The 21,385-nt window shown below is 62.3% G+C and carries 23 protein-coding genes and 1 tRNA gene; 10 read left to right on the top strand and 14 right to left on the bottom strand.

What is annotated here, in order from left to right; translation table 11 throughout:
- The first annotated feature begins 102 nt into the window (after window positions 1-102).
- Window positions 103-1,026, top strand: coding sequence for a FecR family protein (locus LU684_RS24450; RefSeq protein WP_016484843.1), 924 nt, complete (start codon window positions 103-105; stop codon window positions 1,024-1,026).
- Between the two features lie 95 nt (window positions 1,027-1,121).
- Window positions 1,122-1,198, top strand: a tRNA-Met gene (locus LU684_RS24455).
- Between the two features lie 107 nt (window positions 1,199-1,305).
- Here LU684_RS24455 and LU684_RS24460 read toward each other — a convergent pair.
- Window positions 1,306-1,920 carry a LysE family translocator gene (locus LU684_RS24460; protein WP_232895150.1) on the bottom strand — a complete coding sequence of 205 codons (615 nt, stop codon included), beginning with the start codon at window positions 1,918-1,920 and terminating at the stop codon, window positions 1,306-1,308.
- A gap of 246 nt (window positions 1,921-2,166) precedes the next feature.
- On the opposite strand from LU684_RS24460, the gene LU684_RS24465 reads away from it, so the two are divergent.
- On the top strand, window positions 2,167-3,084 hold the full coding sequence (locus LU684_RS24465; protein ID WP_210668835.1) for a LysR substrate-binding domain-containing protein: 918 nt from the start codon (window positions 2,167-2,169) through the stop codon (window positions 3,082-3,084).
- Here the strand turns inward: LU684_RS24465 and LU684_RS24470 are convergent.
- The 3 genes from LU684_RS24470 to LU684_RS24480 all read right to left on the bottom strand — a co-directional run bounded on the left by LU684_RS24470 (window position 3,024) and on the right by LU684_RS24480 (window position 4,902).
- Entirely contained in the window at window positions 3,024-3,599 is a 576-nt protein-coding gene (locus tag LU684_RS24470; RefSeq protein WP_232895151.1) for a D-Ala-D-Ala carboxypeptidase family metallohydrolase, read from the bottom strand. The genes LU684_RS24465 and LU684_RS24470 overlap by 61 nt on opposite strands.
- 65 nt (window positions 3,600-3,664) lie before the next feature.
- Window positions 3,665-4,120 carry a ribosomal protein S18-alanine N-acetyltransferase gene (gene rimI, locus LU684_RS24475; RefSeq protein WP_016484839.1) on the bottom strand — a complete coding sequence of 152 codons (456 nt, stop codon included), beginning with the start codon at window positions 4,118-4,120 and terminating at the stop codon, window positions 3,665-3,667.
- Window positions 4,117-4,902: an energy transducer TonB gene (locus tag LU684_RS24480; RefSeq protein WP_232895152.1), complete on the bottom strand. Its 786-nt coding sequence runs from the start codon at window positions 4,900-4,902 to the stop codon at window positions 4,117-4,119. The genes rimI and LU684_RS24480 overlap by 4 nt, the downstream gene beginning before the upstream one ends.
- 211 nt (window positions 4,903-5,113) lie before the next feature.
- Here LU684_RS24480 and mksB point away from each other — a divergent pair, with 211 nt between their 5' ends.
- The 4 genes from mksB (at window position 5,114) to LU684_RS24500 (ending at window position 10,354) form a co-directional block, all read left to right on the top strand.
- Entirely contained in the window at window positions 5,114-6,403 is a 1,290-nt protein-coding gene (mksB, locus tag LU684_RS24485; RefSeq protein WP_016484837.1) for an Mks condensin complex protein MksB, read from the top strand.
- Window positions 6,393-7,100: an Mks condensin complex protein MksE gene (mksE, locus tag LU684_RS24490; RefSeq protein ID WP_016484836.1), complete on the top strand. Its 708-nt coding sequence runs from the start codon at window positions 6,393-6,395 to the stop codon at window positions 7,098-7,100. Before mksB ends, mksE begins: the two co-directional genes overlap by 11 nt.
- Window positions 7,097-9,928 carry an Mks condensin complex protein MksF gene (mksF, locus tag LU684_RS24495; protein WP_095115877.1) on the top strand — a complete coding sequence of 944 codons (2,832 nt, stop codon included), beginning with the start codon at window positions 7,097-7,099 and terminating at the stop codon, window positions 9,926-9,928. Before mksE ends, mksF begins: the two co-directional genes overlap by 4 nt.
- 198 nt (window positions 9,929-10,126) lie before the next feature.
- On the top strand, window positions 10,127-10,354 hold the full coding sequence (locus LU684_RS24500) for a hypothetical protein (RefSeq protein ID WP_232895153.1): 228 nt from the start codon (window positions 10,127-10,129) through the stop codon (window positions 10,352-10,354).
- A 151-nt stretch (window positions 10,355-10,505) separates the two neighbouring features.
- Here the strand turns inward: LU684_RS24500 and LU684_RS24505 are convergent, their stop codons facing one another.
- The 5 genes from LU684_RS24505 to rplU all read right to left on the bottom strand — a co-directional run bounded on the left by LU684_RS24505 (window position 10,506) and on the right by rplU (window position 14,193).
- Window positions 10,506-10,967: a CreA family protein gene (locus LU684_RS24505; protein ID WP_019470641.1), complete on the bottom strand. Its 462-nt coding sequence runs from the start codon at window positions 10,965-10,967 to the stop codon at window positions 10,506-10,508.
- A complete protein-coding gene (gene proB / locus LU684_RS24510; protein ID WP_016484833.1) occupies window positions 10,964-12,082 on the bottom strand; it encodes a glutamate 5-kinase in 1,119 nt (372 codons plus the stop codon). The genes LU684_RS24505 and proB overlap by 4 nt, the downstream gene beginning before the upstream one ends.
- Before the next feature lie 85 nt (window positions 12,083-12,167).
- Window positions 12,168-13,394 (bottom strand): Obg family GTPase CgtA, encoded by a 1,227-nt coding sequence (gene cgtA, locus LU684_RS24515; RefSeq protein ID WP_016484832.1) that lies wholly within the window; start codon window positions 13,392-13,394, stop codon window positions 12,168-12,170.
- Window positions 13,395-13,582: 188 nt separating this feature from the next.
- Window positions 13,583-13,840, bottom strand: a complete 258-nt coding sequence (gene rpmA / locus LU684_RS24520; protein ID WP_003247464.1) for a 50S ribosomal protein L27 — start codon at window positions 13,838-13,840, stop codon at window positions 13,583-13,585.
- Window positions 13,841-13,878: 38 nt separating this feature from the next.
- Entirely contained in the window at window positions 13,879-14,193 is a 315-nt protein-coding gene (gene rplU / locus LU684_RS24525) for a 50S ribosomal protein L21 (RefSeq protein ID WP_003247466.1), read from the bottom strand.
- 244 nt (window positions 14,194-14,437) lie between these two features.
- Between rplU and LU684_RS24530 the strand changes: the two genes are divergently transcribed.
- The 3 genes from LU684_RS24530 (at window position 14,438) to LU684_RS24540 (ending at window position 16,241) form a co-directional block, all read left to right on the top strand.
- The gene (locus tag LU684_RS24530) at window positions 14,438-15,406 is read left to right on the top strand and encodes a polyprenyl synthetase family protein (RefSeq protein ID WP_023048269.1); all 969 of its coding nucleotides are present in this window, start codon (window positions 14,438-14,440) and stop codon (window positions 15,404-15,406) included.
- 163 nt (window positions 15,407-15,569) lie between these two features.
- The gene (locus tag LU684_RS24535) at window positions 15,570-15,911 is read left to right on the top strand and encodes a zinc ribbon domain-containing protein YjdM (RefSeq protein WP_016484830.1); all 342 of its coding nucleotides are present in this window, start codon (window positions 15,570-15,572) and stop codon (window positions 15,909-15,911) included.
- Between the two features lie 84 nt (window positions 15,912-15,995).
- Entirely contained in the window at window positions 15,996-16,241 is a 246-nt protein-coding gene (locus LU684_RS24540) for a PA4570 family protein (protein ID WP_016484829.1), read from the top strand.
- A 136-nt stretch (window positions 16,242-16,377) separates the two neighbouring features.
- Here the strand turns inward: LU684_RS24540 and LU684_RS24545 are convergent, their stop codons facing one another.
- The 5 genes from LU684_RS24545 to LU684_RS24565 form a co-directional block, all read right to left on the bottom strand.
- Entirely contained in the window at window positions 16,378-16,995 is a 618-nt protein-coding gene (locus LU684_RS24545; protein WP_016484828.1) for an FKBP-type peptidyl-prolyl cis-trans isomerase, read from the bottom strand.
- Window positions 16,996-17,080: 85 nt separating this feature from the next.
- Window positions 17,081-17,386, bottom strand: a complete 306-nt coding sequence (locus LU684_RS24550; RefSeq protein WP_016484827.1) for a DUF6482 family protein — start codon at window positions 17,384-17,386, stop codon at window positions 17,081-17,083.
- A gap of 128 nt (window positions 17,387-17,514) precedes the next feature.
- Window positions 17,515-18,003, bottom strand: a complete 489-nt coding sequence (locus LU684_RS24555) for a TIGR00645 family protein (RefSeq protein WP_003247486.1) — start codon at window positions 18,001-18,003, stop codon at window positions 17,515-17,517.
- A gap of 197 nt (window positions 18,004-18,200) precedes the next feature.
- Entirely contained in the window at window positions 18,201-18,539 is a 339-nt protein-coding gene (locus LU684_RS24560; protein ID WP_016484826.1) for a PA4575 family protein, read from the bottom strand.
- Window positions 18,540-18,700: 161 nt separating this feature from the next.
- On the bottom strand, window positions 18,701-21,139 hold the full coding sequence (locus tag LU684_RS24565) for a Lon protease family protein (protein ID WP_232895154.1): 2,439 nt from the start codon (window positions 21,137-21,139) through the stop codon (window positions 18,701-18,703).
- Window positions 21,140-21,385 lie beyond the last annotated feature (246 nt).

Raw genomic sequence — 21,385 nt, forward strand, 5'->3', positions numbered from 1 at the left:
ACTTGAAAATGGTTCTCAATATAATTAGCATCCTCGACTTATATCCCTGTCATCGTTGGGCGAAACGGCCCCTATCGTGAGCAGACCGACCCCATGAGCCCGATGCCCGCCAAGCAGCTGCAGCCCGACCCACAGCAGGAAGCGCTGGAGTGGTTCTCGCTGTTGCGCCAGCCCGGTTGCGACGACACCCAGCGCCAGGCATTTGCAGCCTGGTGCCAGCTACCAGACAACGCCCATGCCTATGCCGAGCTGGAGACTTTCTGGCAACAGCTGCAACCCCCCCCCGCCCGCCCCCGCCCACGGCACGTAAATGAACGCCGCAGCCACCAGGGCAAATGGTTGGCGCTTGTGTTTCTGCTCGGGTTGGGCGCTGCGGCCTACCTCTACTGGCCGCTGATGCAGCGCCTGGCCAGCGAGCTGCACACCGATGTGGGCGAGCGGCGCAGCACACGCCTGGCTGATGGCACGACCCTGAACCTGGACAGCGCCAGCGCAATGAACGTCGACCTGCGCGGCCGCACCCGTCAGCTGCACCTGGTGCAGGGCCAGGTGTTCCTGGAAGTCGTGCTCGACGGGCGGGCCATGGAAGTGGAAGTGGGCAACGCCCGCATCCAGGTGTTCGGTACCCGCCTGCAGGTAGCCCGCCATGCCGGTCATGATGAACTTGTCGTACTCAGTGGCAAGGCCATGGTTATCCAAGGGGGTGAACAGCGCATGGTATCGGCCGGTGAGCAGGTCACCTTCGATGACACCCGCATTGGCCCGGTGCACAAAGCTGACCTGAAAACCGCTGACAGCTGGCGCACCGGCCGCCTGACAGCCACCGACATGCCTTTGGGGCAGGTGCTAAAGCGCCTTGCCGCCTACCAGGGGCAGCGGGTATGGATACTGGATGAACAAATGGCCCATCGGCGCGTGAGCGGCAATTTCAACCTCGACCGGCCTGGCGAAAGCTTGCAAACTCTGGCGGCGGCCCAGCATCTGCAGCTTCAAGGCGTGCTCGGGCACTGGCTTGTGGTGCGCTGAAACCACGCCCGGCGGCTAAGTTTTTGAAAGCGTGCAAATTTTTTTTGAAATGAGTGTTGACAGAGGGCCCGTTCAAGAGAATAATGCGCGCCATCGGCTACATAGCTCAGTTGGTTAGAGCATAGCATTCATAATGCTGGGGTCCGGGGTTCAAGTCCCTGTGTAGCCACCAAACAAGACGAAGGGCTTACCGCAAGGTAAGCCCTTTTTCTTTGCCTGCGAAAAAGCTGACACGCTTTCAGTTGGAGCAAGCAGTTACCCTCAACATGCAATCGCCCTTCAACGAATCCCCGTCACCGCCACCGCCAGCCCAAGGCCGATCAACGCCAGGCCGATGACTCGGTCCACCAGCGCTTGCCGGTCGATCATCGCCTTGCGCAAAACGGCACTTGAGAAAAACACCGCCACCAGACTGAACCACAACCAGTGGGCAAAGGACATGAATGCGCCGTAGGCGAAATCAAGTGCCAGGGGGCTGCCTGGTTGCACCACCTGGGTGAAAGCACTGATAACGAACAGCATGGTCTTGGGGTTCAGGGCATTGGTCAGAAAGCCAGTGCGCAGGGCTTGCAGCACGCTGGCGGTCGATTGACTGCCACCCTCGAGGTTGATGCGCTGAGTGTTGGTGAGCGACTTGTAGCCCAGGTAGATCAGGTACCCCGCCCCCAGCACTTTCATGGCCAGGAACAGCGCGGGGCTCTCGCTGATGATCACGGCAATGCCCAGCACCGTGTACAACACGAGCACCTGGACACCCAACGCGATACCCATCGCAGCGGCCAGCCCGGCCTTGCGGCCTTGTGCATAACTGCTACGGGTGACCATGGCGAAATCGGCGCCAGGGCTGATGACGGCGAGCAAGGTGAACAGGGCGACGGCGATGATTTCGGTCATGCTGATGGCTCTCGATAGGCTATGAAAATGCACAGGCCTGGGGATTATCGAGGGCTTATGAACCAGGAAAAATCGATTTATAGTGAGGCATATCTGATAGTTTTTTTCACAGAAAAATAACGCCTGTGCCGGCCTCTTCGCGGGCACGCCCGCTCCCACAGGGACCCCACCACACCTGAGAAAAGCACATTACCTGTGGGAGCGGGCATGCCCGCGAAGAGGCCGGCACAGGCCAAAAGGGATGCCATGAAACTGCCGCCGCTCAACGCCTTGCGCTACTTCGACATCGCCGCCCAGACCGAGAGCTTCGTGCGCGCCGCCGAGCACTTGCACGTCACCCACGGCGCGGTCAGCCGGCAAATACGCCTGCTTGAAGAAAGCCTTGGCGTGGAGCTGTTCGAGCGCCGTAACCGGGCCATCTTCCTCACCCCCGCCGGCCGTGCCCTGCAAGGCACCACCCAGGCGATTTTCGAACAGCTCGAAGGTGCCGTGCAGCGCTTGCAACAACAGGCCCGCGACAATGTGCTGGTGTTGTCCTGCGAGCCGACCATCGCCATGCGCTGGTTGATCCCGCGCCTGCCCCGCTTCCATGCCGAGCACCCCGACTTGCAGCTGCACCTGGTGGCCGCCGGCGGCCCACTGGACTTCGCCCGCAGCGGTGTCGACCTGGCCATCCGCCGCGATGATTTCCACTGGGACAACCAACTGTATAACCAGAAAATCTGTGATGAATGGATCGGCCCGGTGTGCCACCCCACCGCCTCCACTCAGCTCGACGGCCAACGCCTGCTGCACAGCGCCACCCGCCCTGGCGCCTGGCGCACCTGGCTGCGACACAGCGGCCAACAGGCGCGGCGTAACGAACGCAGCGACTACGAGCACTTCTACCTGTCTATCCAGGCCGCCAGCGCTGGCCTGGGCCTGGCCATGGCCTCAGCCCTGATGGTGCGCGACGAACTCGACAGCGGGCAGTTGCAGGCACCGTTCGGTTTTGTGCGTGATGGCTCGGCCTACCACCTGCTCAGCCCACAGCCTCTGAACGACAGCGGCAAGCGCCAACGCTTCACAGAGTGGGTAATGGGCGAATGCCAGCGTTGCCTGGCTCACTTGGGCTTGAGGCAGAACGACGACCCCGCGCTACCATCGCCGCCCCAGGTGCGATAGCCCGCGGTATCCAGATGGATCCGCCCGGACGGGTAGCGCCCCAGGCCCATGCTCCAGGCCTGGCCATGCTGCTGCCAGAAACGGCAGAGCGGATTGGGGTCGGTCCAGGCCGGCAGCAGGATATCGACGGCGAAGGCGCGGGTATGGGCGCTGTTGGCAGCACCGCCTGCGCACGTATTCAGACGAGGGTCGCGGTAGGCCGAAACCACCTCGAACTGGCGCAGGATGCCTTGGTCGTTCAGCATCTTGATCAGCGAAAGGGTGGAGCGCACAGCCGGCCAGTTGCCGGTAGGCGGTACGGCAAAAGGAGACGCTCTACACAGCTTCCAGTCCGAGGCCGAACGCAGCAGTTGATGGATAGGCACAACACCGTAAAGACGGGCATCCACCAGCATTTCACGGAAGGGACGGGTTTGATGGTCGTCGGCCCACTGGGCGAACATCCACAGGTCGCGTTCGTCGGCGTGGGCAGCACCCGCTATCAGCAGGCCTGCCGCCAGAAGCAGTTTTTTCATTCTTCATCCATCCCTGCATAGAGAACAAACAAAGCTACGCGGTGGATGGCACCGACTACGCGAGGTCAATCCTCAAGCAGGGTGCAAGCCATCACCAGGGCGTCTTCACGGCCGCCGGCAATCGGATAATAGTCGCGGCGGCGGCCGATTTCGTTGAAACCGTAGCGCTCGTACAAACGATAGGCCGACTGGTTGCTGGCGCGCACCTCAAGGAAACACTCGCGGCCATTGAGCTGGTAGGCCCTGGCCATCAGGTGCTCCAGCAAGCGCAGGCCCAGCCCGCGCCCCTGGTTTTCCGGTTTGACGGTGATGTTGAGCAGGTGCGCCTCGTCGATGATCACGTTGATCACCCCATGGCCAACCTGCTGCTGGCCATCGAACATCAGCCAGACTTCGTAGGACTTGAGCGCATCCTGAAAGATCCCGCGGGTCCAGGGGTGACTGAACGCGGCATATTCGATCTTAAGTACGGCTTCCAGATCCGCCTCGGTCATCGGGCGGAAACTGATCGATTCACTCATTCAACGCTCTTCCAGCGCGCCATCAGCTGGCGCATGGCTTTCCAGACCTCCGCCTTGCGCTGCGGCTCGTCCATCAACAGTTCAAGGCCCGGCAGCGCCCAGGCGTCGCCCAGGCCGTCCAGCTTGAGGGTTTGGTAATAGGCCGCAGCATCGGCGTTGCCGGCAAAGCGCAGTGCCGGCATGCCAATCAGCCACAGGCAGGTACTCGGTGCATCTTCCAGGCGCGCCTGGACAAAGCCCTGAACGAAATCGCGCGCGGCTTCGGGGCCCTGGTCCATGTTGCCGCGGACCAGCAACGGCCAGCGCACCGGCTCGCCGATGATCTGCGGGGCGTCTGGCAGGCCGGCGGCGCGCAGCATGTCCTTGAGCAGCAGGTAGGACGGGTCACGGCTCTGGAAAGGCTGGCCGGTGGCCAGTTCCACCAGCAGCAGGCAGCTGCCAGCGCGCAACAACTGCAACGAGAAGCGCGGTGGCGGCACAGGGGCCGGGCGTGGTGGTACGGGCTGCTCTTCGGCCTCCACGGGCTTGGCGGCAGGCTTGGGCACGCTGCCTGGGCGCGGGATCTCGATTTTCGGCCGCTCACCGGAACGGGCCTGAGGAATCGCGGGCGCTTCGTTTGCAGCCGGTGCCGGCATGACCTCGAAATCGATGTCCTCGACCTGCGCCACCGGCATTAGCAGCTCGGGGCGCGACGGTGCGGCGAACGGCAGTTCGGCGCGCGGCAGCCAATGCACCACTTGCATGGCGGAAAGGTAGGCGCGGCGACGGGGTTCGGTCAGCAAGGGGCGGGTATCCGAGGGGCTCAAGGCAGTTGGGCATTCTAACGTGTACGCCGTGGTTTTTGCAGCGCCTATCAGACCGAGCGCCACCACAAAAACAACGCCATACACACACAAGCAAAAAGGTTATCCCCCATTACAGACCAAGGGGTGAAAACCTCCCCCCCGTATGCAGTACAATCGCCCCCTTTTTCTTGGCAACGAGTCGAAGCCAATGATCGAACCCAAGCGCGTCCTGCGCGCCCTAGCCGAACACTGGGCCCTGATCGAGCCGCTGTGCGAGCGTTTCGACCAGGGCACCCTGAGCCTGGTAGAGCTGCGCCAGCATGTGGCCCGCCAGCAGCTCGAAAGCACGCCGCAGGACATCACCCAGCTACTCGACGTGTGGATCCGCCTGGATATCCTGGTCCCGGTGGCCAAAAGCCCGAACCGCTTCGAGCTCAACGCGCAGATCCACGACTTCCTTGCGTACCTGCGCCGCGAACACCGGCTGGGCCTGTGCCTGGAGATCGAAGCCTACCTGCGCCACCTTGAACGCCTGGCCGGCCATATCCAGGACGCCTTCGACAACCGCGACAGCGACGACCTGGCGCGCCAGCTGCGCCTGCTCGACATGCGCGTGCGCGATGTGCTGAAAAAGCTCGATAACGACGAACAGGCCCTGGTAGCCGTGGCCGAGCGGGCCAAGACCAGCAACCGGCAGATCCCGCTGCGCCAGCGTTACGCCGAAGTACTGGCCACCTGGGACGAATACGTCGAGCCGATGATCCAGCTGGTGAACGCTGACGGCGCCTTCGAACAAGGCGTGCGCAAGGTCGAGACCGTGCTGCTGAAGCTGCTGGGCGAACAGGCGCGCCTGGGCCACCTGGTCGACGACGACATGCTGCTGCGCACCCACGCACGCATCCTGGAAATGCAGACCAGCGCCCAGCTGACCCTGCGCCACGCCCGTGAACTGCTGCTGCCGCTGCGCGAAGAAGCCCGCCGTCACAACGCCGTGACCCGTGGCGCCGCGCTGGCCCTGTCGGTGATCCGGCGCAAGGGCATCGACGCCGTGCCGCAGGCGGCCATGCCGATGTTCACCCGCCCGCAGAGCACTTTCCTCGGCAGTGCCAGCCAGGTCGAAGCCTATGTGTACGCCCTGGCGCGCTTCGAGCCCAAGCCGGCGCGCTTCCCCAAGGCCCACAAGACCCAGTCCGGCGACTTGCCCCGTGCACCGCGCACGGTCAAGGAAATGGCCGAACGCTGCGAACAGGCCCTGCCGCTGCCCGACCTGATGGTCTGGCTGCTGGAACAGGAACCCGAAGGCGCCACCGACGAACTGCTGTACTGGTTCTCGCGCCTGTCGCGGGAAAAGCGCTTCAAGCGCGAACGCCTGGAACGCCGCGAGTACACCACCCAGGAACACTTGGTCAGCCTGCGCTCGTTCGCCCTGACCTCCAGCCGCGAAGACGCCACCAGCGCGCCTACCGAACCCAACGCGAGCCCAGCCCATGCATCTTGATCTTTCCGAACTGTCCCAGCTCGCGCCGATCTTCCGCGAGCTGTTCAAAGGCTTCCACGTCAGCCGCCGCGACCCCGAGCTGTACGCCCAGCTGTCGAACTTCCAGGACCAGTACCGCACCCTGTTCAAGGCCCTGGGCTTCGAGCTGGTGTGCGACACCCGCGGCTTTTATTACTTCGTGCCGGACATGACCGCCGCGCAGGTCAACAAGACCGCGCAGCGCCTGTCGCTGTTCACCTTCATCCTGGTTGAGCACCTGGCCGACCAGGGCCGTGACCCGATGGCGGTGCTCGACGGCGGCAGCATCGGTCGCGACGAACTGCCCTCGCTGCTGGACAAGTACCGCGACCTGTTCCTGCAGGCCGAAGTGCAGACCGTAGACGAGCTGGAAGAAAAAATCCTGCGCCGCATGACCCAGCTCGGCTTCGCCCATGAAGAAGGCGGCATCTACCGCTTCCTGCCGCCGATGCACCGCTTCCTCGATGTGTGCCTTTCGGTCCAGCAGGACCGCGACCTGGCCGCCACCCTGCACAGCGTCCTGCCGCTGCCGACCCCGGTGCTGGTCGAGGAAGAAAGCCCCGAAGAACTCAACCGCACCGACGACCCGCTCGACCTCACGCCTTTCGAGGGCGAGGAAAGCGAAGAGGACGCCCTGGCCCGGGCCATCCGCGAAGAGCAACAGGAGATTGACGCATGAGCCAGGAACGCTACGGCATCCGCCGCTTCGCACTGCTCAACACCGCTGGCTACAGCCTTGGGCTGTTCCCGCTGGAGCACCCGCTGTCGGTATACGGTGCCAACAACCTGGGTAAGTCGGCGTCGATCAACGCCCTGCAGTTCCCGATCCTGGCGCGTATGTCGGACATGAGCTTCGGCAAGTACAGCCTCGAGCAGTCACGCCGCTTCTACTTCGCCAGCGATACCTCGTACATTCTCTGCGAGCTGAGCCTGCCCCACGGCCCGCACGTGATCGGCGTGGTTGGCCGCGGCCCGGGCGGCGGCTTCGGTCACCAGTTCTTTGCCTACAAAGGTGAACTGGACCTGGCCCACTACCAGAAAAACGACACCTGCCTGCGCCAGAAAGAGCTGTTCACCAACCTGGAACGGCTGGGCATCAAGGCCTACGAGCTGAAGCCGGACGAACTGCGCCGCCTGCTGGTTGGCGGCCACACCTCGGTGCCGCTGGACCTGACCATGATCCCGCTGCGCTCCACCAGCGAGCAAAGCCTGAAAACCTTCCGCGCGCTGTTCATCAACCTGCTGCACATGCGCGAAATCACCGCAGCCAAGCTCAAGCAGCTGTTCCTTGACGCCTTCGAGCACAGCCTGCGTTCGGGCAGCGTCGACTATATCGCCGCGTGTGAGGAAGCCTTCCGCGACGTGCGCCGCATGGAACAGGACTACAACGCCCTGGTGGCTGCCGGCCCCCTGGTCGAGGCCCTGGCCGGTGGTGTGGCCCAGCGCGACATACTGCGCGGCAAGCTGCACCGCATTTCGCCGGTGCTCGATACCCTGCTGGGCACCTGGCAGGAATACGCCATGGCGCGCAAGGAAGAGCTGGTTATCCAGTCCGAGCACTACCGCGGCGAGCAGGACCGCCTGCAGAACGACCAGCGCGGTGGCACTCAGGAGCTGATGCGCCTGGAGCGCGAAATCACCGGTATCCAGCGCTGGCTGGGCGAGCTGTCGGTGCTCAAGCACCGCTTTGCCTTGGTCGATGACGTCAAGGTGCTGGAACAGCAACTGCTGGCGGCCAAGGATGCCCACGACGAACTGGCCGGCGCCCTGGCACAGTCGCGCCAGTTTTCCGCCGAAGACCTGGATGAGCGTGTACGCGACCTGGAAAAACGCCTGAAGCAGGTCAAGCAGCAGCTGGACCACGCTGACAACAACAGCTACGCCCGCCTGCGCGAGGAGTTCTCGCAACAGGACGTCGACCGCCTGATGCGCCTGTTCAACGGTGCGCTGTTCAGCCTGCCGCTGGGCGACCGTGGCATCGAACTGGACGACAGCGACCTGTGGGTAAAATCGCTGGAAGCGGTACTGGACGGCTTCAAGGGCGAACGCTTCGAAGCGCCGGGGCTGTCCATCGACCTCACCCACATCGATCCACCCGCGCTGCAGGCCCTGGCCGACCGCGCCGCCCTGCGCGACCAGAAAGAGCGCCTGGAAAAAGAGCTGAAACAGCTCAAGACCCAGCAGGCGGTCACCGCCGACCGCTCCGCCTCCAAGGCGCAAACCGAAACCCTTTACCAGCAAGTGCTGGACGCGCAGAAGGCGCTGGAAGATTTCCGCCGCAGCGAAACCCTGGCCGCCGAAGAGCCCGAGAAGCTGGAGCAGCTGTCGCAACTGGAAGCCGCCCAGGACGAACTCAAGCGCTCCAGTGATGCCTTCACCGAGCGCGTCCAGCAGCTGTCGGCCAAGCTGCAGCTGGTCGGCCGACAGATCGGCGACCTCGAGTCCAAGCAGCGCACCCTGGAAGACGCCCTGCGTCGTCGCCAGCTGCTACCGGCCGACCTGCCCTACGGCACACCCTTCATGGAAGCCATCGACGACTCGATGGACAACCTGCTGCCGCTGCTCAACGACTACCAGGACAGCTGGCAGAGCCTGCAGCGGGTAGACAACCAGATCGAGGCGCTTTACGCCCAGGTACGCCTCAAAGGCGTGGCCAAGTTCGACAGTGAAGACGACATGGAGCGCCGCCTGCAACTGCTGGTGAACGCCTATGCGCACCGCACCGAAGAAGCCCTGACCTTGGCCAAGGCACGCCGCGCGGCGGTCACCGACATCGCCCGGACCCTGCGCAACATCCGCAGCGACTATGACAGCCTCGAGCATCAGCTGGCCCTGTTCAACCGCGAGATCAACAAGCGTCAGGTCTCCAACCTGGAAAGCTTCCGCGTGGTGCTGGCGCCGAACAAGGAAGCGCTCAAGCACATCGACCAGATCATCCACAGCGCCGGCCAGTACGAAGAAGGCGAAACCCTGTCGGTGTTCGACCTGACCCAAAGCGCCGATCAGGACAACAAGAATGAAGAGGCCAAGGAGTACCTGGCACGCCTGGTGGCGGCCAACCACAACCAGCTGGGCCTGAAAGACCTGTTCGAGCTGGCGTTCGAAATCACCAAGGTCAACGGCCAGCCGATCATCCACGCCGACATCGACGGCGCTGCCTCCAACGGCACCACCATGACCATCAAGGCGCTGACCAACATGTACTTGTTGCTGCACCTGATGGACCGCGACCTGGCCGGGCGCATCCGCCTGCCCTACTACCTGGACGAAGCAGCAGACATCGACGAACGCAACCAGGCGGCACTGCTGGAGACCAGCTTGCAGCTGGGCTTCGTACCGATTCTGGCGAGTGTGAAGCCACAGGTATCGGCGCACGTGGCGATCGACCTGGAGGGCGGCAGCGGGCCGAACGGCATCTACATCGACGAGGCGGACTGGAAGTTCATCAGCCGGCTGGATGAGGTGAAGGCGGTTGTGCGTGAGGATCAGGCCGAGGAACTGGCCTGACATCGGGATAATGGGGCCGCTTTGCTGCCTGCCTTCAATCACTTACGAGGCGGACTGGAAGTTCATCAGCCGGCGGGATGAGGTGAAGGCGGCTGTGCGTGAGGATCAGGCCGAGGAACTGGCCTGACATCGGGATATTGGGGCCGCTTTGCGGCCCATTCGCGGGGCAAGCCCGCTGCCACAGGTACTGCACAGAGCTTGAACCTTGTGCAGTACCTGTGGGAGCGGGCTTGCCCCGCGAATGGAGGCCGCAGGCCTCCCGGCAATCTACCAGGCTATCAATGCGCCCAAGGCAGGATCGGAGTCGCGGTCACCGCGTTCTGCGGGCTGCCTTCAATCACTTACGAGGCGGACTGGAAGTTCATCAGCCGGCTGGATGAGGTGAAGGCGGTTGTGCGTGAGGATCAGGCCGAGGAACTGGCCTGACATCGGGATAATGGGGCCGCTTTGCGGCCCATTCGCGGGGCAAGCCCGCTCCCACAGGTACTGCACAGAGCTTGAACCTTGTGCAGTACCTGTGGGAGCGGGCTTGCCCCGCGAATGGAGGCCGCAGGTCTCCCGGCAATCTACCAGGCTATCAATGCGCCCAAGGCAGGATCGGAATTGCGGTCACCGCGTTCTGCGGGCTGCCTTCGATCATGCGGTCGCTGTACACCAGGTACACCAGCGTGTTGCGCTTCTTGTCGAGAAAGCGCACCACCTGCATGGTCTTGAACACCAGCGAGGTGCGTTCCTTGAACACTTCCTCGCCATCTTTCAACTCCCCCTTGAAGTTGATCGGCCCGACCTGACGGCAGGCAATCGACGCCTCCGCACGGTCCTCCGCCAGCCCCAAGCCACCCTTCATGCCGCCAGTCTTGGCCCGGGACAGGTAGCAAGTCACGCCCTCGACCTTGGGGTCGTCAAACGCTTCGACCACGATGCGGTCGTTCGGCCCCAGGAACTTGAAGACAGTGGACACCTGGCCGACTTCTTCGGCCCCAGCCAGCATTGGCAGCGCCAGCGCCGCCACGGCAATCACCCGCTTGAACATGCTCATACCAGCACCAGATTGTCGCGGTGCACCAACTCGGGCTCCGCACTATAGCCAAGGATGGACTCGATGGTATCGGACGACTGACCAATGATCTTCTGCGCCTCCAGGGCGCTGTAGTTGGCCAGCCCGCGTGCCACTTCAACACCGTCCGGGCCAACACACACCACCATCTCGCCACGGCGGAAGCTGCCCTGCACGGTCTTCACGCCAACCGGCAGCAGGCTCTTGTTGGCCTGGCGCAGTGCCTGCACGGCACCGGCATCCAGCACCAGGGTGCCACGGGTCTGCAGGTGGCCGGCCAGCCACTGTTTCCGCGCGGCCAGCATGCCACGCTCGGGCGACAGCAAGGTACCCAGGCGCTCGCCTGCCTTGAGGCGGTCCAGCACGCGTTCGATGCGGCCACCGATGATGATGGTGTGGGCACCGGAACGGGCGGCCAGGCGCGCGGCGCGCAGCTTGGTCTGCATGCCGCCACGGCCCAGGGCACCACCGGTACCACCGGCCACGGCATCCAGCGTCGGGTCGTCGGCACGGGCTTCGTAGATCAGCTGGGCTTCGGGGTTGTTGCGCGGGTCGGCGTCAAACATGCCATCGCGGTCGGTGAGGATCACCAGCAGGTCGGCCTCGACCAGGTTGGCCACCAGCGCCGCGAGGGTGTCGTTGTCGCCGAAGCGGATTTCGTCGGTGACCACGGTGTCGTTCTCGTTGATCACCGGCACCACGCCCAGGTCGACCAGGGTGCGCAAGGTGCTGCGGGCGTTCAGGTAACGCTTGCGGTCGGACAGGTCGTCATGGGTCAGCAGGATTTGCGCGGTGTGCTTGCCATGCTCGCCGAAGCTCGACTCCCAGGCCTGCACCAAACGCATCTGGCCAAGCGCGGCAGCCGCCTGCAGCTCGTTCATCGCGCTCGGTCGCGTGGTCCAGCCCAGCTGGCTCATGCCGGCAGCCACGGCCCCGGATGAGACCAGTACCAACTCCACACCTGCCTCACGCAGCGCGACCATCTGCTCGACCCAAACGGCCATGGCGCCGCGGTCGAGGCCTTTGCCATCGGCGGTCAGTAGAGCACTGCCAATCTTCACGACCCAGCGCTTGGCGCCCGTCACCTTGCTTCGCATCTTCTTCCAACCTATGTCGAATCTGTAGATACCGTGGATACAAAAACGCCGCTCCAGAGAGCGGCGTTTAGTGTACTGCAACCGGTCAGTCGCGCACGTAAATGATTTCCGGACCGTCTTCGTCGTCCTCGAAATCATCATCCCAACCGTCATCGTCGCCGATGTCGTGCACGCTCTTGACGCCAGTACGGCGCAAGGTACGCGCGTCGTCCAGGGCCTGCAGCTGGGCGCGGGCTTCGTCTTCGATGCGCTGGTCGAGGTCGGCCAGTTCTTCGGCGTAAGCCGGGTCGTTGGCCAGGCGGTCGGCGCGGTCTTCGAGGTAGCGCATCAGGTCGTGGCTGAGCTTGTCGGTACCCTGCTTGGAGATAGCCGAGATCACGTAGACCGGGCCTTCCCACTCCAGGCGGTCGATCACCTCCTGAACACGCGCATCGCGCTCGTCGTCCATGACCATGTCCGACTTGTTCAGTACCAGCCAACGCTCACGCTCGGCCAGCGACGGGCTGAAGCGGGTCAGCTCGTTGACGATCACTTCGGCAGCATCGGCCGGGCTGCTTTCGTCCAGCGGCGCAATGTCCACCAGGTGCAACAGCACACGGGTACGCGCCAGGTGCTTGAGGAAGCGGATACCCAGGCCGGCACCTTCGGACGCGCCTTCGATCAGGCCGGGGATGTCGGCAATGACAAAGCTCTTCCAGCGGTCGACGCTGACCACGCCCAGGTTTGGCACCAGGGTGGTGAACGGGTAGTCGGCCACTTTCGGCTTGGCGGCCGATACCGAGCGGATGAAGGTACTCTTGCCGGCGTTCGGCAGGCCCAGCAGACCAACGTCGGCCAGCACTTTCATTTCCATCTTCAGGTCGCGCTGGTCACCCGGCTTGCCTGGCGTGGTCTGGCGGGGTGCACGGTTGGTGCTGGACTTGAAACGGGTGTTGCCCAAGCCGTGCCAGCCGCCCTGGGCGACCATCAGCTTCTGGCCAGGGGTGACCAGGTCACCGATCACTTCCTGGGTGGAAGCATCAATCACGGTAGTACCGACCGGCACGCGCAGGAACAGGTCTTCACCCTTCTTGCCGGTGCAGTCGGTGCTGCCGCCATTGGAACCGCGCTGGGCTTCGTGGTGACGGGTGTAGCGATAGTCGACCAGGGTGTTCAGGTTTTCGTCGGCGACCATGTACACCGAGCCGCCGTCACCGCCGTCACCGCCGTTAGGGCCACCGTTCTCGATGAATTTTTCGCGACGGAAGCTCATGCAACCGTTGCCGCCGTCACCGGCCTTGACCCGAATGGATACTTCGTCAACAAACTTCATTAAAACCGCCTCTCGTCGGTAGACGAGTTGAATGACTCAAAAACATGAGGCTCTTGCAAAAATGAGCGCGGCGGCCCCGTACGACCGTAGAAACCAACGCCGGCAACCCAGACAAACAGCTTTGCAAGAGGCTCACCACAAACGAAAAAGCCCCGTCGCATGACGGGGCTTCTGGAGCGACGTCGCGATTAAGCGGCGACGATGCTCACGTAACGGCGCATGAACTCGCCTTTCTTCTCGAACTTGATCACGCCTTCGATCTTGGCGAACAAGGTGTGGTCCTTGCCCATGCCAACGCCGTAGCCAGCGTGGAATTCGGTGCCGCGCTGACGGACGATGATGTTGCCTGGCTTGATAACCTGGCCGCCATACATCTTCACGCCAAGGCGTTTAGATTCTGAGTCGCGACCGTTACGAGTACTACCACCAGCCTTCTTGTGAGCCATGGTTCAATTCTCCAAATAAATTCAGGGGATCTAGGGGATTAAGCCTGGATGCCGGTGATTTTGATCTCGGTGAACCACTGGCGGTGGCCCATACGCTTCATGTGGTGCTTACGACGACGGAACTTGATGATGCGAACCTTGTCGTGGCGGCCTTGCGAAACGACTTCGGCCACTACTTTAGCGCCAGCAACAACTGGAGCACCGATGGTGACTTCTTCACCGTTGGCGACCAGCAGAACGCGATCGAAAGTCACGGATTCGCCAGTGGCGACTTCCAGTTTTTCGATCTTGAGGAATTCACCTTCAGCGACTTTGTACTGCTTGCCGCCGGTAACGATTACTGCGTAAGACATGGTATTTCTCCGATAATCCTGCTCACCCAGCGCTTTATATGATGAGTATTGGCTGGCATGGCTGCACAAGGCTGGAACGGCCCGGCGCAATTGCGTAAGGCAGGTGCTGCCCAGGAAGTTAGGGTGCGCGATTGTACGCAACCCTGGTTTTGCTTGCAAGTGCCGCCCCCGGCCCGCTGGCACCGCGCCTTGACACACCGGTACCCGCGACCTAGCATGCCGCGCAACCTCACTGGAGCAGCCGATGCAACCCCAAACCTTCTACCGTGCGGTGGCTGATGATTTCAGCGCCGTCGACGAGATCATCAAGAAGCAGCTGACCTCGCGCGTGCCGCTGGTATCGAAGATCGGCGACTATATCACGTCCGCCGGTGGCAAGCGCCTGCGTCCCCTGCTGGTACTGCTGTGTGGCAAGGCCCTGGGCCGCGAAGGCGACGACCTGCGTCTGCTGGCCGCCACCATCGAATTCCTGCACACCGCCACCCTGCTGCACGACGACGTGGTCGACATGTCGGGCATGCGCCGTGGCCGCTCCACCGCCAACGCCCTGTGGGGCAACGCGCCGAGCGTGCTGGTGGGCGACTTCCTTTATTCGCGCTCGTTCGAAATGATGGTCGAACTGGGCTCGATGCCGGTCATGCAGATCCTGTCCAAGGCCACCCGCGTGATCGCCGAAGGTGAAGTGCTGCAGTTGTCGCGGGTACGCGATGCCAGCACCACCGAGGAAATCTACATGGAGGTCATCCGCGGCAAGACCGCGATGCTGTTCGAAGCCTCGACCCACAGCGCCGCCGCGCTGGCCGAAGCCACCGACGAGCAGCGCGAAGCCCTGCGCACCTTCGGTGACCACCTGGGCGTGGCCTTCCAGCTGGTCGACGACCTGCTGGACTACAAGGGCGACTCGCAAACCCTGGGCAAGAACGTCGGTGACGACCTGGCCGAGGGCAAGCCTACCCTGCCGCTGATCTACACCATGCGCGAAGGCACTGCCGAGCAGGCTGCGCTGGTACGCCAGGCGATCCAGAAAGGTGGCCTTGAGGATCTGGAGCAGATTCGCGTGGCGGTCGAAGCGTCGGGCGCACTGCAGTACACCGCCGAACTGGCGCGCGACTATGTGAAGCGCGCCATTGCCTGCCTCGAAGTGCTGCCAGCCAGTGAATACCGGGATGCCCTGGTTGAGCTGAGCGAGTTTGCGGTCGCGCGCACTCACTGACAGGCCGAGTCGTCTTCATTCGCGGGCAAGCCCGCTCCTACAGGATTCGCCTGTAAGAGCGGGCTTGCCCGCGATGCTTTTTGTCCGGACATAATCACTTCTGGGAAAATACCTTTTACAATGTGGGTTTTTAACCGCCCGTCTGTTTGTTTGAGGAACCGAAGTGAGCACTTTGCCACCCTGCCCAAAATGCAATTCCGAGTACACCTATGAGGATGGCACTCAACTGATCTGCCCTGAATGCGCTCACGAGTGGTCAGCCAGTGGCGACGCCGAAGCGGCCAGCGACGAGGCAGTGAAGAAAGACTCGGTCGGCAACATCTTGCAGGACGGCGACACCGTCACCGTGATCAAGGACCTCAAGGTCAAGGGTTCGTCTTTGGTGGTGAAGGTTGGCACAAAGGTCAAGAACATCCGCCTGTGCGACGGCGACCACGATATCGACTGCAAGATCGACGGCATCGGCGCCATGAAGCTGAAGTCCGAGTTCGTTCGCAAAGTCTGATTACACAAAAAAAGGCCAATAGGCGCTTGCTATTCTAATAATAAGAATTATTCTCATTGGAACTGGTATCCAAGGAGAATAGCCATGACTTATCTGATTGACGCCTGGCTTGACCGCCCTCACCCCTACCTGCGCATTCTTCACCGCGAAACCGGCGAAGTGTGCGCGGTGCTTGAAGAAGAAGCACTCGACGAACTGCGTGACCAGGGCGACCTGGACATGAGCGGGCTGAATTCGAGTGAACCTGGGGTGCTCAAGGAGCTGGTGCGCAACCTGTTTCTGTTCTGCTATGCGCGGGCATTGCGCCCGATGGGAACAGACTGGAACTGACAGATATGGCGAGGGCTTCGCCCTCGTTCGCGGCACAACGCCGCTCCTACAGGGGTACGCATTTTCCCATGGACATGCATACCCCTGTAGGAGCGGCCTTGTGCCGCGAATGGGCCGCAACGCGGCCCCAGCGGTGTTACAGAACGTCGAGCAGCTCGACGTCGAACACCAGCACGCTGTGCGGCGGGATGCTGCCAACGCCTTGGGCGCCGTAGGCCAGCTCGCTTGGCACGTACAGGCGCCATTTGCTGCCAGCGTTCATCAGCTGCAGGGCTTCGGTCCAGCCAGCAATCACGCCACCCACCGGGAATTCAGCCGGCTGGCCACGCTCGTAGGAGCTGTCGAACACGGTACCGTCGATCAGGGTGCCGTGGTAGTGCGTACGCACGTTGTCTTCGCGGGTCGGCTTGGCGCCTTCGCCTGCGGTCAGGACTTCAAACTGCAGGCCAGAGGCCAACGTGGTGATACCATCACGCTTGGCGTTTTCAGCCAGGAATTCCTTGCCAGCGCCAGCTGCGGCTTCAGCCTTGGCAGCCGCTTCGGCTTGCATGATGTCGCGGATCACTTTGAAGCTGGCCGACAGGTCGGCTTCGCTGACACGGCTGTCGGCGCCATTGAAGGCGTCGGTCAGGCCGGCCAGGATGGCTTCCAGGCTTACACCTGGTGGCGGGTTGTCGCGCAGCTGGCCGCCCAGCTGACGGCCGATACCGTAGCTGACGCGCGTTTCGTCGGTAGACAGATTGAGTTCGGACATTGTCGTGCTCCACTGCAGGGCGCAGTGCAGCCGCGCCCTTGATGAAAAGGGCGAGCAGCCTAGCACACTGGGCAGCTGCGAGCAGCTACCACGCCGAACGCTGGGAAATCGGCACCTTGAGGTCTTCTTCCGGGTGTGAACCCATGCCGCACATTTCGTCCTGCACCGACCAGTGCACCAGGTTCATCGAGACCAGGGGAATGGTTTGCAGCAGCTTGCGGGCATCTTCCACCGAGTGTACGCGCAAGCGCTCGCCACGGGTGTCAGACAAGGGATGGGCGTGCCCTTTGAGCCGGGCTTCAATGAGATAATCGCCGCCTTCGATGGCGATCAGGTTCACTTCGTCGACATGGCCAGCCCTGGCCTCGAGATTAAGCTGATGCAGGTTCATGTAAGCACCTCGCGATGAGAACCAGGCATGAGCGCTCATTTTTTGTACAGGCGGGCTGAAAGCACAAGCCAGAAACGACACCGCCCGTCCGTTTTGCAACAGACGGGCGGTGCATGCAGCAACCGGACTCAGTGCTTGGTCAGCTTGTCCAGGTAGCCCATGCAGAATGCCGAAACCACAAAGGTCATGTGGATGATCACGTACCACATCAGGTAGTCGGTGGAAATGTTCTGCGCATCCATGAACACCCGCAGCAGGTGAATGGAAGAAATCGCCACGATCGACGCAGCAACCTTCATCTTCAGTGACGAAGAATCCATCTTGCCCAGCCAGTTGAGCTTTTCCTTGCTCTCGTCGATGTCCAGTTGGGAGACGAAGTTTTCGTAGCCGGAAATCATCACCATCACCAGCAGGCCACCCACCAGCGACATATCGATCAGCGACAGGATCACCAGGATCAGGTCAGCTTCGCTCAGGGCGAATACGTTGGGCAGGACGTGGACCACTTCCTGGAAGAATTTCAGCGCCAGGGCCAGCAGGCCGAGTGACAGGCCGAAGTAGATCGGTGCGAGCAGCCAACGCGAGGCATACATCGCGTTTTCGAGAATACGTTCCATGGAGGGTTTTGGACTCGTCAGGTGACTAAAAAAACGACAGCGAGTATAGCCAGCCACCTGTTACAGCAAAAGCCCGGTGAATGCGGGCTGCTTTGCAGCCCATTCGCAGCACAAGGCTACTCCTACAAGCGACCGCGATCTCCTGTAGGAGCAGCCTTGTGCTGCGAATGGGGCGCAAAGCGGCCCCCCGGCATCAATCAGGTCTCAGGATGAAACTGATAATCCCCCAGATTTCGGCACCGCTCGCCATTGATCCGCCGCAACTGGGCCTGCAGGTGCAAACACCAGATCTGCGGGTCTTCGGATACCTGGTAGCCATGCAAGGTCAGGCTGTCGACAATGGCGTTGAGCACCGATTCGGCCACCAACGGCCCATGAAACGGCCCTTGAGCCTTGATCGCGGAAGGTTGCTCACCGGCCATGCCGGCGGCGAACAGTAACGTCCACATGCCGTTGTCACCGGCCAGTGGGCGGATGCTGCATTCGATGCGGGTCACCAGGCCCAGGCACTGGCGTGTGAGGCTGAGGTTGCGCATGGCCGCGTCCCCTCCAATAAGCCTTGTTCAGCCTGACCACCAGGCTGTTTCCATCCTGAACGCTGATACTGTCCTTAAGTTCCAGCATAGAATAACCGTATCGAAAGATGGAAAACCGGCGCTGAACGGTAGCACATCGCCGCCAGCGCCGATTTATTGACTCAGGCCGGCTTGGCCTGTGCAATTACCTCTTCGAGGCGTTCCTTTTCTGCCTTCTCGATGTCTTCCTCGCTGATCATTTCGGCAATTTCCCGCAGGCGTTCCACCACGCGGGCATTGACGCTCCCCTCGGCAAACTGGCCTTGCTCATCGAGCACCCCGGCCTCCTCGCCCACCAGCAGGCTCAGCGCCTCATCAGCCTGGCTGACTGCGTAGACGTGGAACATGCCATTCTCCACGGCCTGCAGCACGCGCTCGTCAAGCATCAGCGTGGCCACGTTGGCACGCGGAATGATCACCCCCTGCTCGCCGGTCAGGCCACGCGCCTCGCACAGGCGGAAGAAACCTTCGATCTTCTCGTTGACCCCACCCACGGCCTGCACTTCACCAAACTGGTTGATAGAACCGGTGATGGCGAAGCACTGCTTGAGCGGCGTGCGCGACAAGGCTGAAATCAGCGTGCAGGCTTCGCCCAGCGAGGCGCTGTCACCGTCTACATAACCGTAGGACTGCTCCAGGGCAATGCTCGCGGAAATCGCCAGCGGGAACTCCTGGGCATACCGGCTGCCCAGGTAACCGGTGAGGATCATCACACCCTTGGAGTGGATCGGCTGGCCAAGGTTGACCTCACGTTCGATGTCGACAATGCCGCTGCCGCCCGGGTACACAGTGGCAGAAATACGCGCCGGCATACCGAACGCCGAGTCGCCCACTTCCAGCACGGTCAGGCCGTTGCACTTGCCAATGGCCGCACCCTCGGTGTCGATCAGGATGATGCCGGCCAACATGTCGTCCAGCACCCGTTGCGAAACGCGCCCGGTGCGGGTGGCCTTGGCTTTGAGCGCACGTTCGATGTGCCCGGCGTCGGTCATTTCGTCACTGGCCAGCTGACGGATGAAATCGGCTTCGCTGACCAGCTGGAACAAGTCGCCGATGCGCGCCGACAGGCGTGACTGGTTCTCTGCCAGGCGGGCGCTGTAGGTGGCCAGGCGTGCGACCGCGTCACTGGTCAGCGGCGCCATGCCCTCCTCGTTGGTGCGGGTGCGCAACAGCTGGGCGAACTGCTCCAGGTTTTCGTCGACCATGGGCATGTCTTCGTCGAAGTCCACCAGCACGCGGAACATCTCCTGGAAGTCCGGGTCGTGGTCCTGCAGTGCGTAGTACAGCTGGCGGGAGCCGATAATCACCAGCTTCACGTTGAGCGGAATCATCTGCGGCTGAAGGCTGACGGTGGCAACACGGCCCAGCTCGCCGATCGGGGATTCCATCTTCAGCTTGCGCGACTGCAGGGCACGCTTGAGCGCATCCCACACGAACGGCTCGCCCAGCATCTTCTCCGCTTCAAGAATCAGGAAGCCGCCGTTGGCCCGGTGCAACGCGCCTGGGCGCAGCTGCCGGTACGAAGTGTACAGCGCGCCCTGGTCGGTGCTGTATTCGATACGGCCGAACAGGTTGTCGTAAGTCGGGTGCGGCTCGAACACGACCGGCGCGCCGCCGGCGGCATGGTGGCCGACCACCAGGCTTGGGGCGTACTGCTCTTCAAGCAGCTTGCGTGCGGCGGCGTCGGTCTTGCTGTCGTCGACCAGTTGCTCGACCACGGTGCGCAGCAGGTTCAGCTGCACCGACTGCAGGTAGGCGCACACCGCTGCGTTCTCGGCGTACTTTTCTGACAGCGGCGCCAGCAAAGGCTGCAACGCGAGGGTGATGGTTTCTTCGTTGAGCTGGCGCAGCTGGTTGTTCGACTCACGCTTCCATTGCGGCAGGCTGGCCAGCTCTTCGTTCAGCTGTTCCTCCAGCAAGGCAATGTCTTCGTGAAACTGCTCGCGCACCACTTCGGGCAACTGGGCGAACTCGGCTTCGTCCAGCGCCTTGCCATCGGCCATCGGCGTAAAGGCGACGTTGCTGGCATCGCGGTACAACGCCACGTCCTTTTCCAGCGAGGCCCGCTCGATCACATCCAGGGCGCGGTCATAGCGCTGGTTGAAGGCACGGTCGATGGCACCTTTTTTCTGCTGATACGACGGGTGCTCGAACACGGCCGGGAAGGTCGACAGCAGGTTGTCGATCAAACCGCCCATATCGCTGATGAACTCGGCGGCGCTTCCAGACGGCAACTCCAGCGCGCGTGGTTCCCGAGTGTCGTCGAAGTGGTTGACGTAAACCCAGTCGGCCGGGGTCTGCTGGCGCTTGCCCTCAGCCTTGAGGTAGCGCTTGACGAACGAGAAGCGCCCGGTGCCGGGCTCGCCCATCACATACACGTTGTAACCCGGGCGCGGCATGGCCACGCCGAACTGCAGGGCCTCGACAGCACGTTCCTGGCCCAGGACTCCGCGAAACGGCTCCAGATCGTCGGTGTGGGTAAAAGCAAACTGCTCGGGGGAGAAACGCCGGGTCAGGGCTTCAGGCGCGAGACGCAGGCGCGCAGCGACAGGATCGGGCATTGGGTTTCCTTACTTCGGCGGGCAGATGAGCAGCATTCTGGCGCTGCCCGCGCGCGCCTTGCAAGGCTCGACAGGACTTTATGTCGCAGCCGGTGCAGGTCATGTAGCAGCAAATTTTTCGCAATCAACAACGCAACCTTTAGATCGTGCCTAAACTCCAAGCTGCGCGGGTGGGTGAAAAGCTTTCCCGACCTGGCAACCGAGTTGCCAGAAACCCTGACCCTTGGTTAAGACAAAGAGAACAAA

Source organism: Pseudomonas sp. NMI542_15, from assembly GCF_021283425.1.
GTDB classification, from domain to species: Bacteria; Pseudomonadota; Gammaproteobacteria; order Pseudomonadales; family Pseudomonadaceae; genus Aquipseudomonas; species Aquipseudomonas fortuita.

Bases quoted from the DNA above. Each gene is read 5' to 3' on its own strand.
- LU684_RS24565 (WP_232895154.1), bottom strand. From the start codon at position 21,139: ATGCCCGATCCTGTCGCTGCGCGCCTGCGTCTCGCGCCTGAAGCCCTG.
- LU684_RS24550 (WP_016484827.1), bottom strand. From the start codon at position 17,386: ATGAACCTGCATCAGCTTAATCTCGAGGCCAGGGCTGGCCATGTCGAC.
- cgtA (WP_016484832.1), bottom strand. From the start codon at position 13,394: ATGAAGTTTGTTGACGAAGTATCCATTCGGGTCAAGGCCGGTGACGGC.
- LU684_RS24540 (WP_016484829.1), top strand. From the start codon at position 15,996: ATGACTTATCTGATTGACGCCTGGCTTGACCGCCCTCACCCCTACCTG.
- LU684_RS24530 (WP_023048269.1), top strand. From the start codon at position 14,438: ATGCAACCCCAAACCTTCTACCGTGCGGTGGCTGATGATTTCAGCGCC.
- LU684_RS24460 (WP_232895150.1), bottom strand. From the start codon at position 1,920: ATGACCGAAATCATCGCCGTCGCCCTGTTCACCTTGCTCGCCGTCATC.
- LU684_RS24555 (WP_003247486.1), bottom strand. From the start codon at position 18,003: ATGGAACGTATTCTCGAAAACGCGATGTATGCCTCGCGTTGGCTGCTC.
- mksF (WP_095115877.1), top strand. From the start codon at position 7,097: ATGAGCCAGGAACGCTACGGCATCCGCCGCTTCGCACTGCTCAACACC.
- rpmA (WP_003247464.1), bottom strand. From the start codon at position 13,840: ATGGCTCACAAGAAGGCTGGTGGTAGTACTCGTAACGGTCGCGACTCA.
- LU684_RS24560 (WP_016484826.1), bottom strand. From the start codon at position 18,539: ATGCGCAACCTCAGCCTCACACGCCAGTGCCTGGGCCTGGTGACCCGC.
- LU684_RS24505 (WP_019470641.1), bottom strand. From the start codon at position 10,967: ATGAGCATGTTCAAGCGGGTGATTGCCGTGGCGGCGCTGGCGCTGCCA.
- mksB (WP_016484837.1), top strand. From the start codon at position 5,114: ATGATCGAACCCAAGCGCGTCCTGCGCGCCCTAGCCGAACACTGGGCC.
- mksE (WP_016484836.1), top strand. From the start codon at position 6,393: ATGCATCTTGATCTTTCCGAACTGTCCCAGCTCGCGCCGATCTTCCGC.
- proB (WP_016484833.1), bottom strand. From the start codon at position 12,082: ATGCGAAGCAAGGTGACGGGCGCCAAGCGCTGGGTCGTGAAGATTGGC.
- rplU (WP_003247466.1), bottom strand. From the start codon at position 14,193: ATGTCTTACGCAGTAATCGTTACCGGCGGCAAGCAGTACAAAGTCGCT.
- LU684_RS24545 (WP_016484828.1), bottom strand. From the start codon at position 16,995: ATGTCCGAACTCAATCTGTCTACCGACGAAACGCGCGTCAGCTACGGT.
- LU684_RS24470 (WP_232895151.1), bottom strand. From the start codon at position 3,599: ATGAAAAAACTGCTTCTGGCGGCAGGCCTGCTGATAGCGGGTGCTGCC.
- LU684_RS24450 (WP_016484843.1), top strand. From the start codon at position 103: ATGCCCGCCAAGCAGCTGCAGCCCGACCCACAGCAGGAAGCGCTGGAG.
- LU684_RS24465 (WP_210668835.1), top strand. From the start codon at position 2,167: ATGAAACTGCCGCCGCTCAACGCCTTGCGCTACTTCGACATCGCCGCC.
- rimI (WP_016484839.1), bottom strand. From the start codon at position 4,120: ATGAGTGAATCGATCAGTTTCCGCCCGATGACCGAGGCGGATCTGGAA.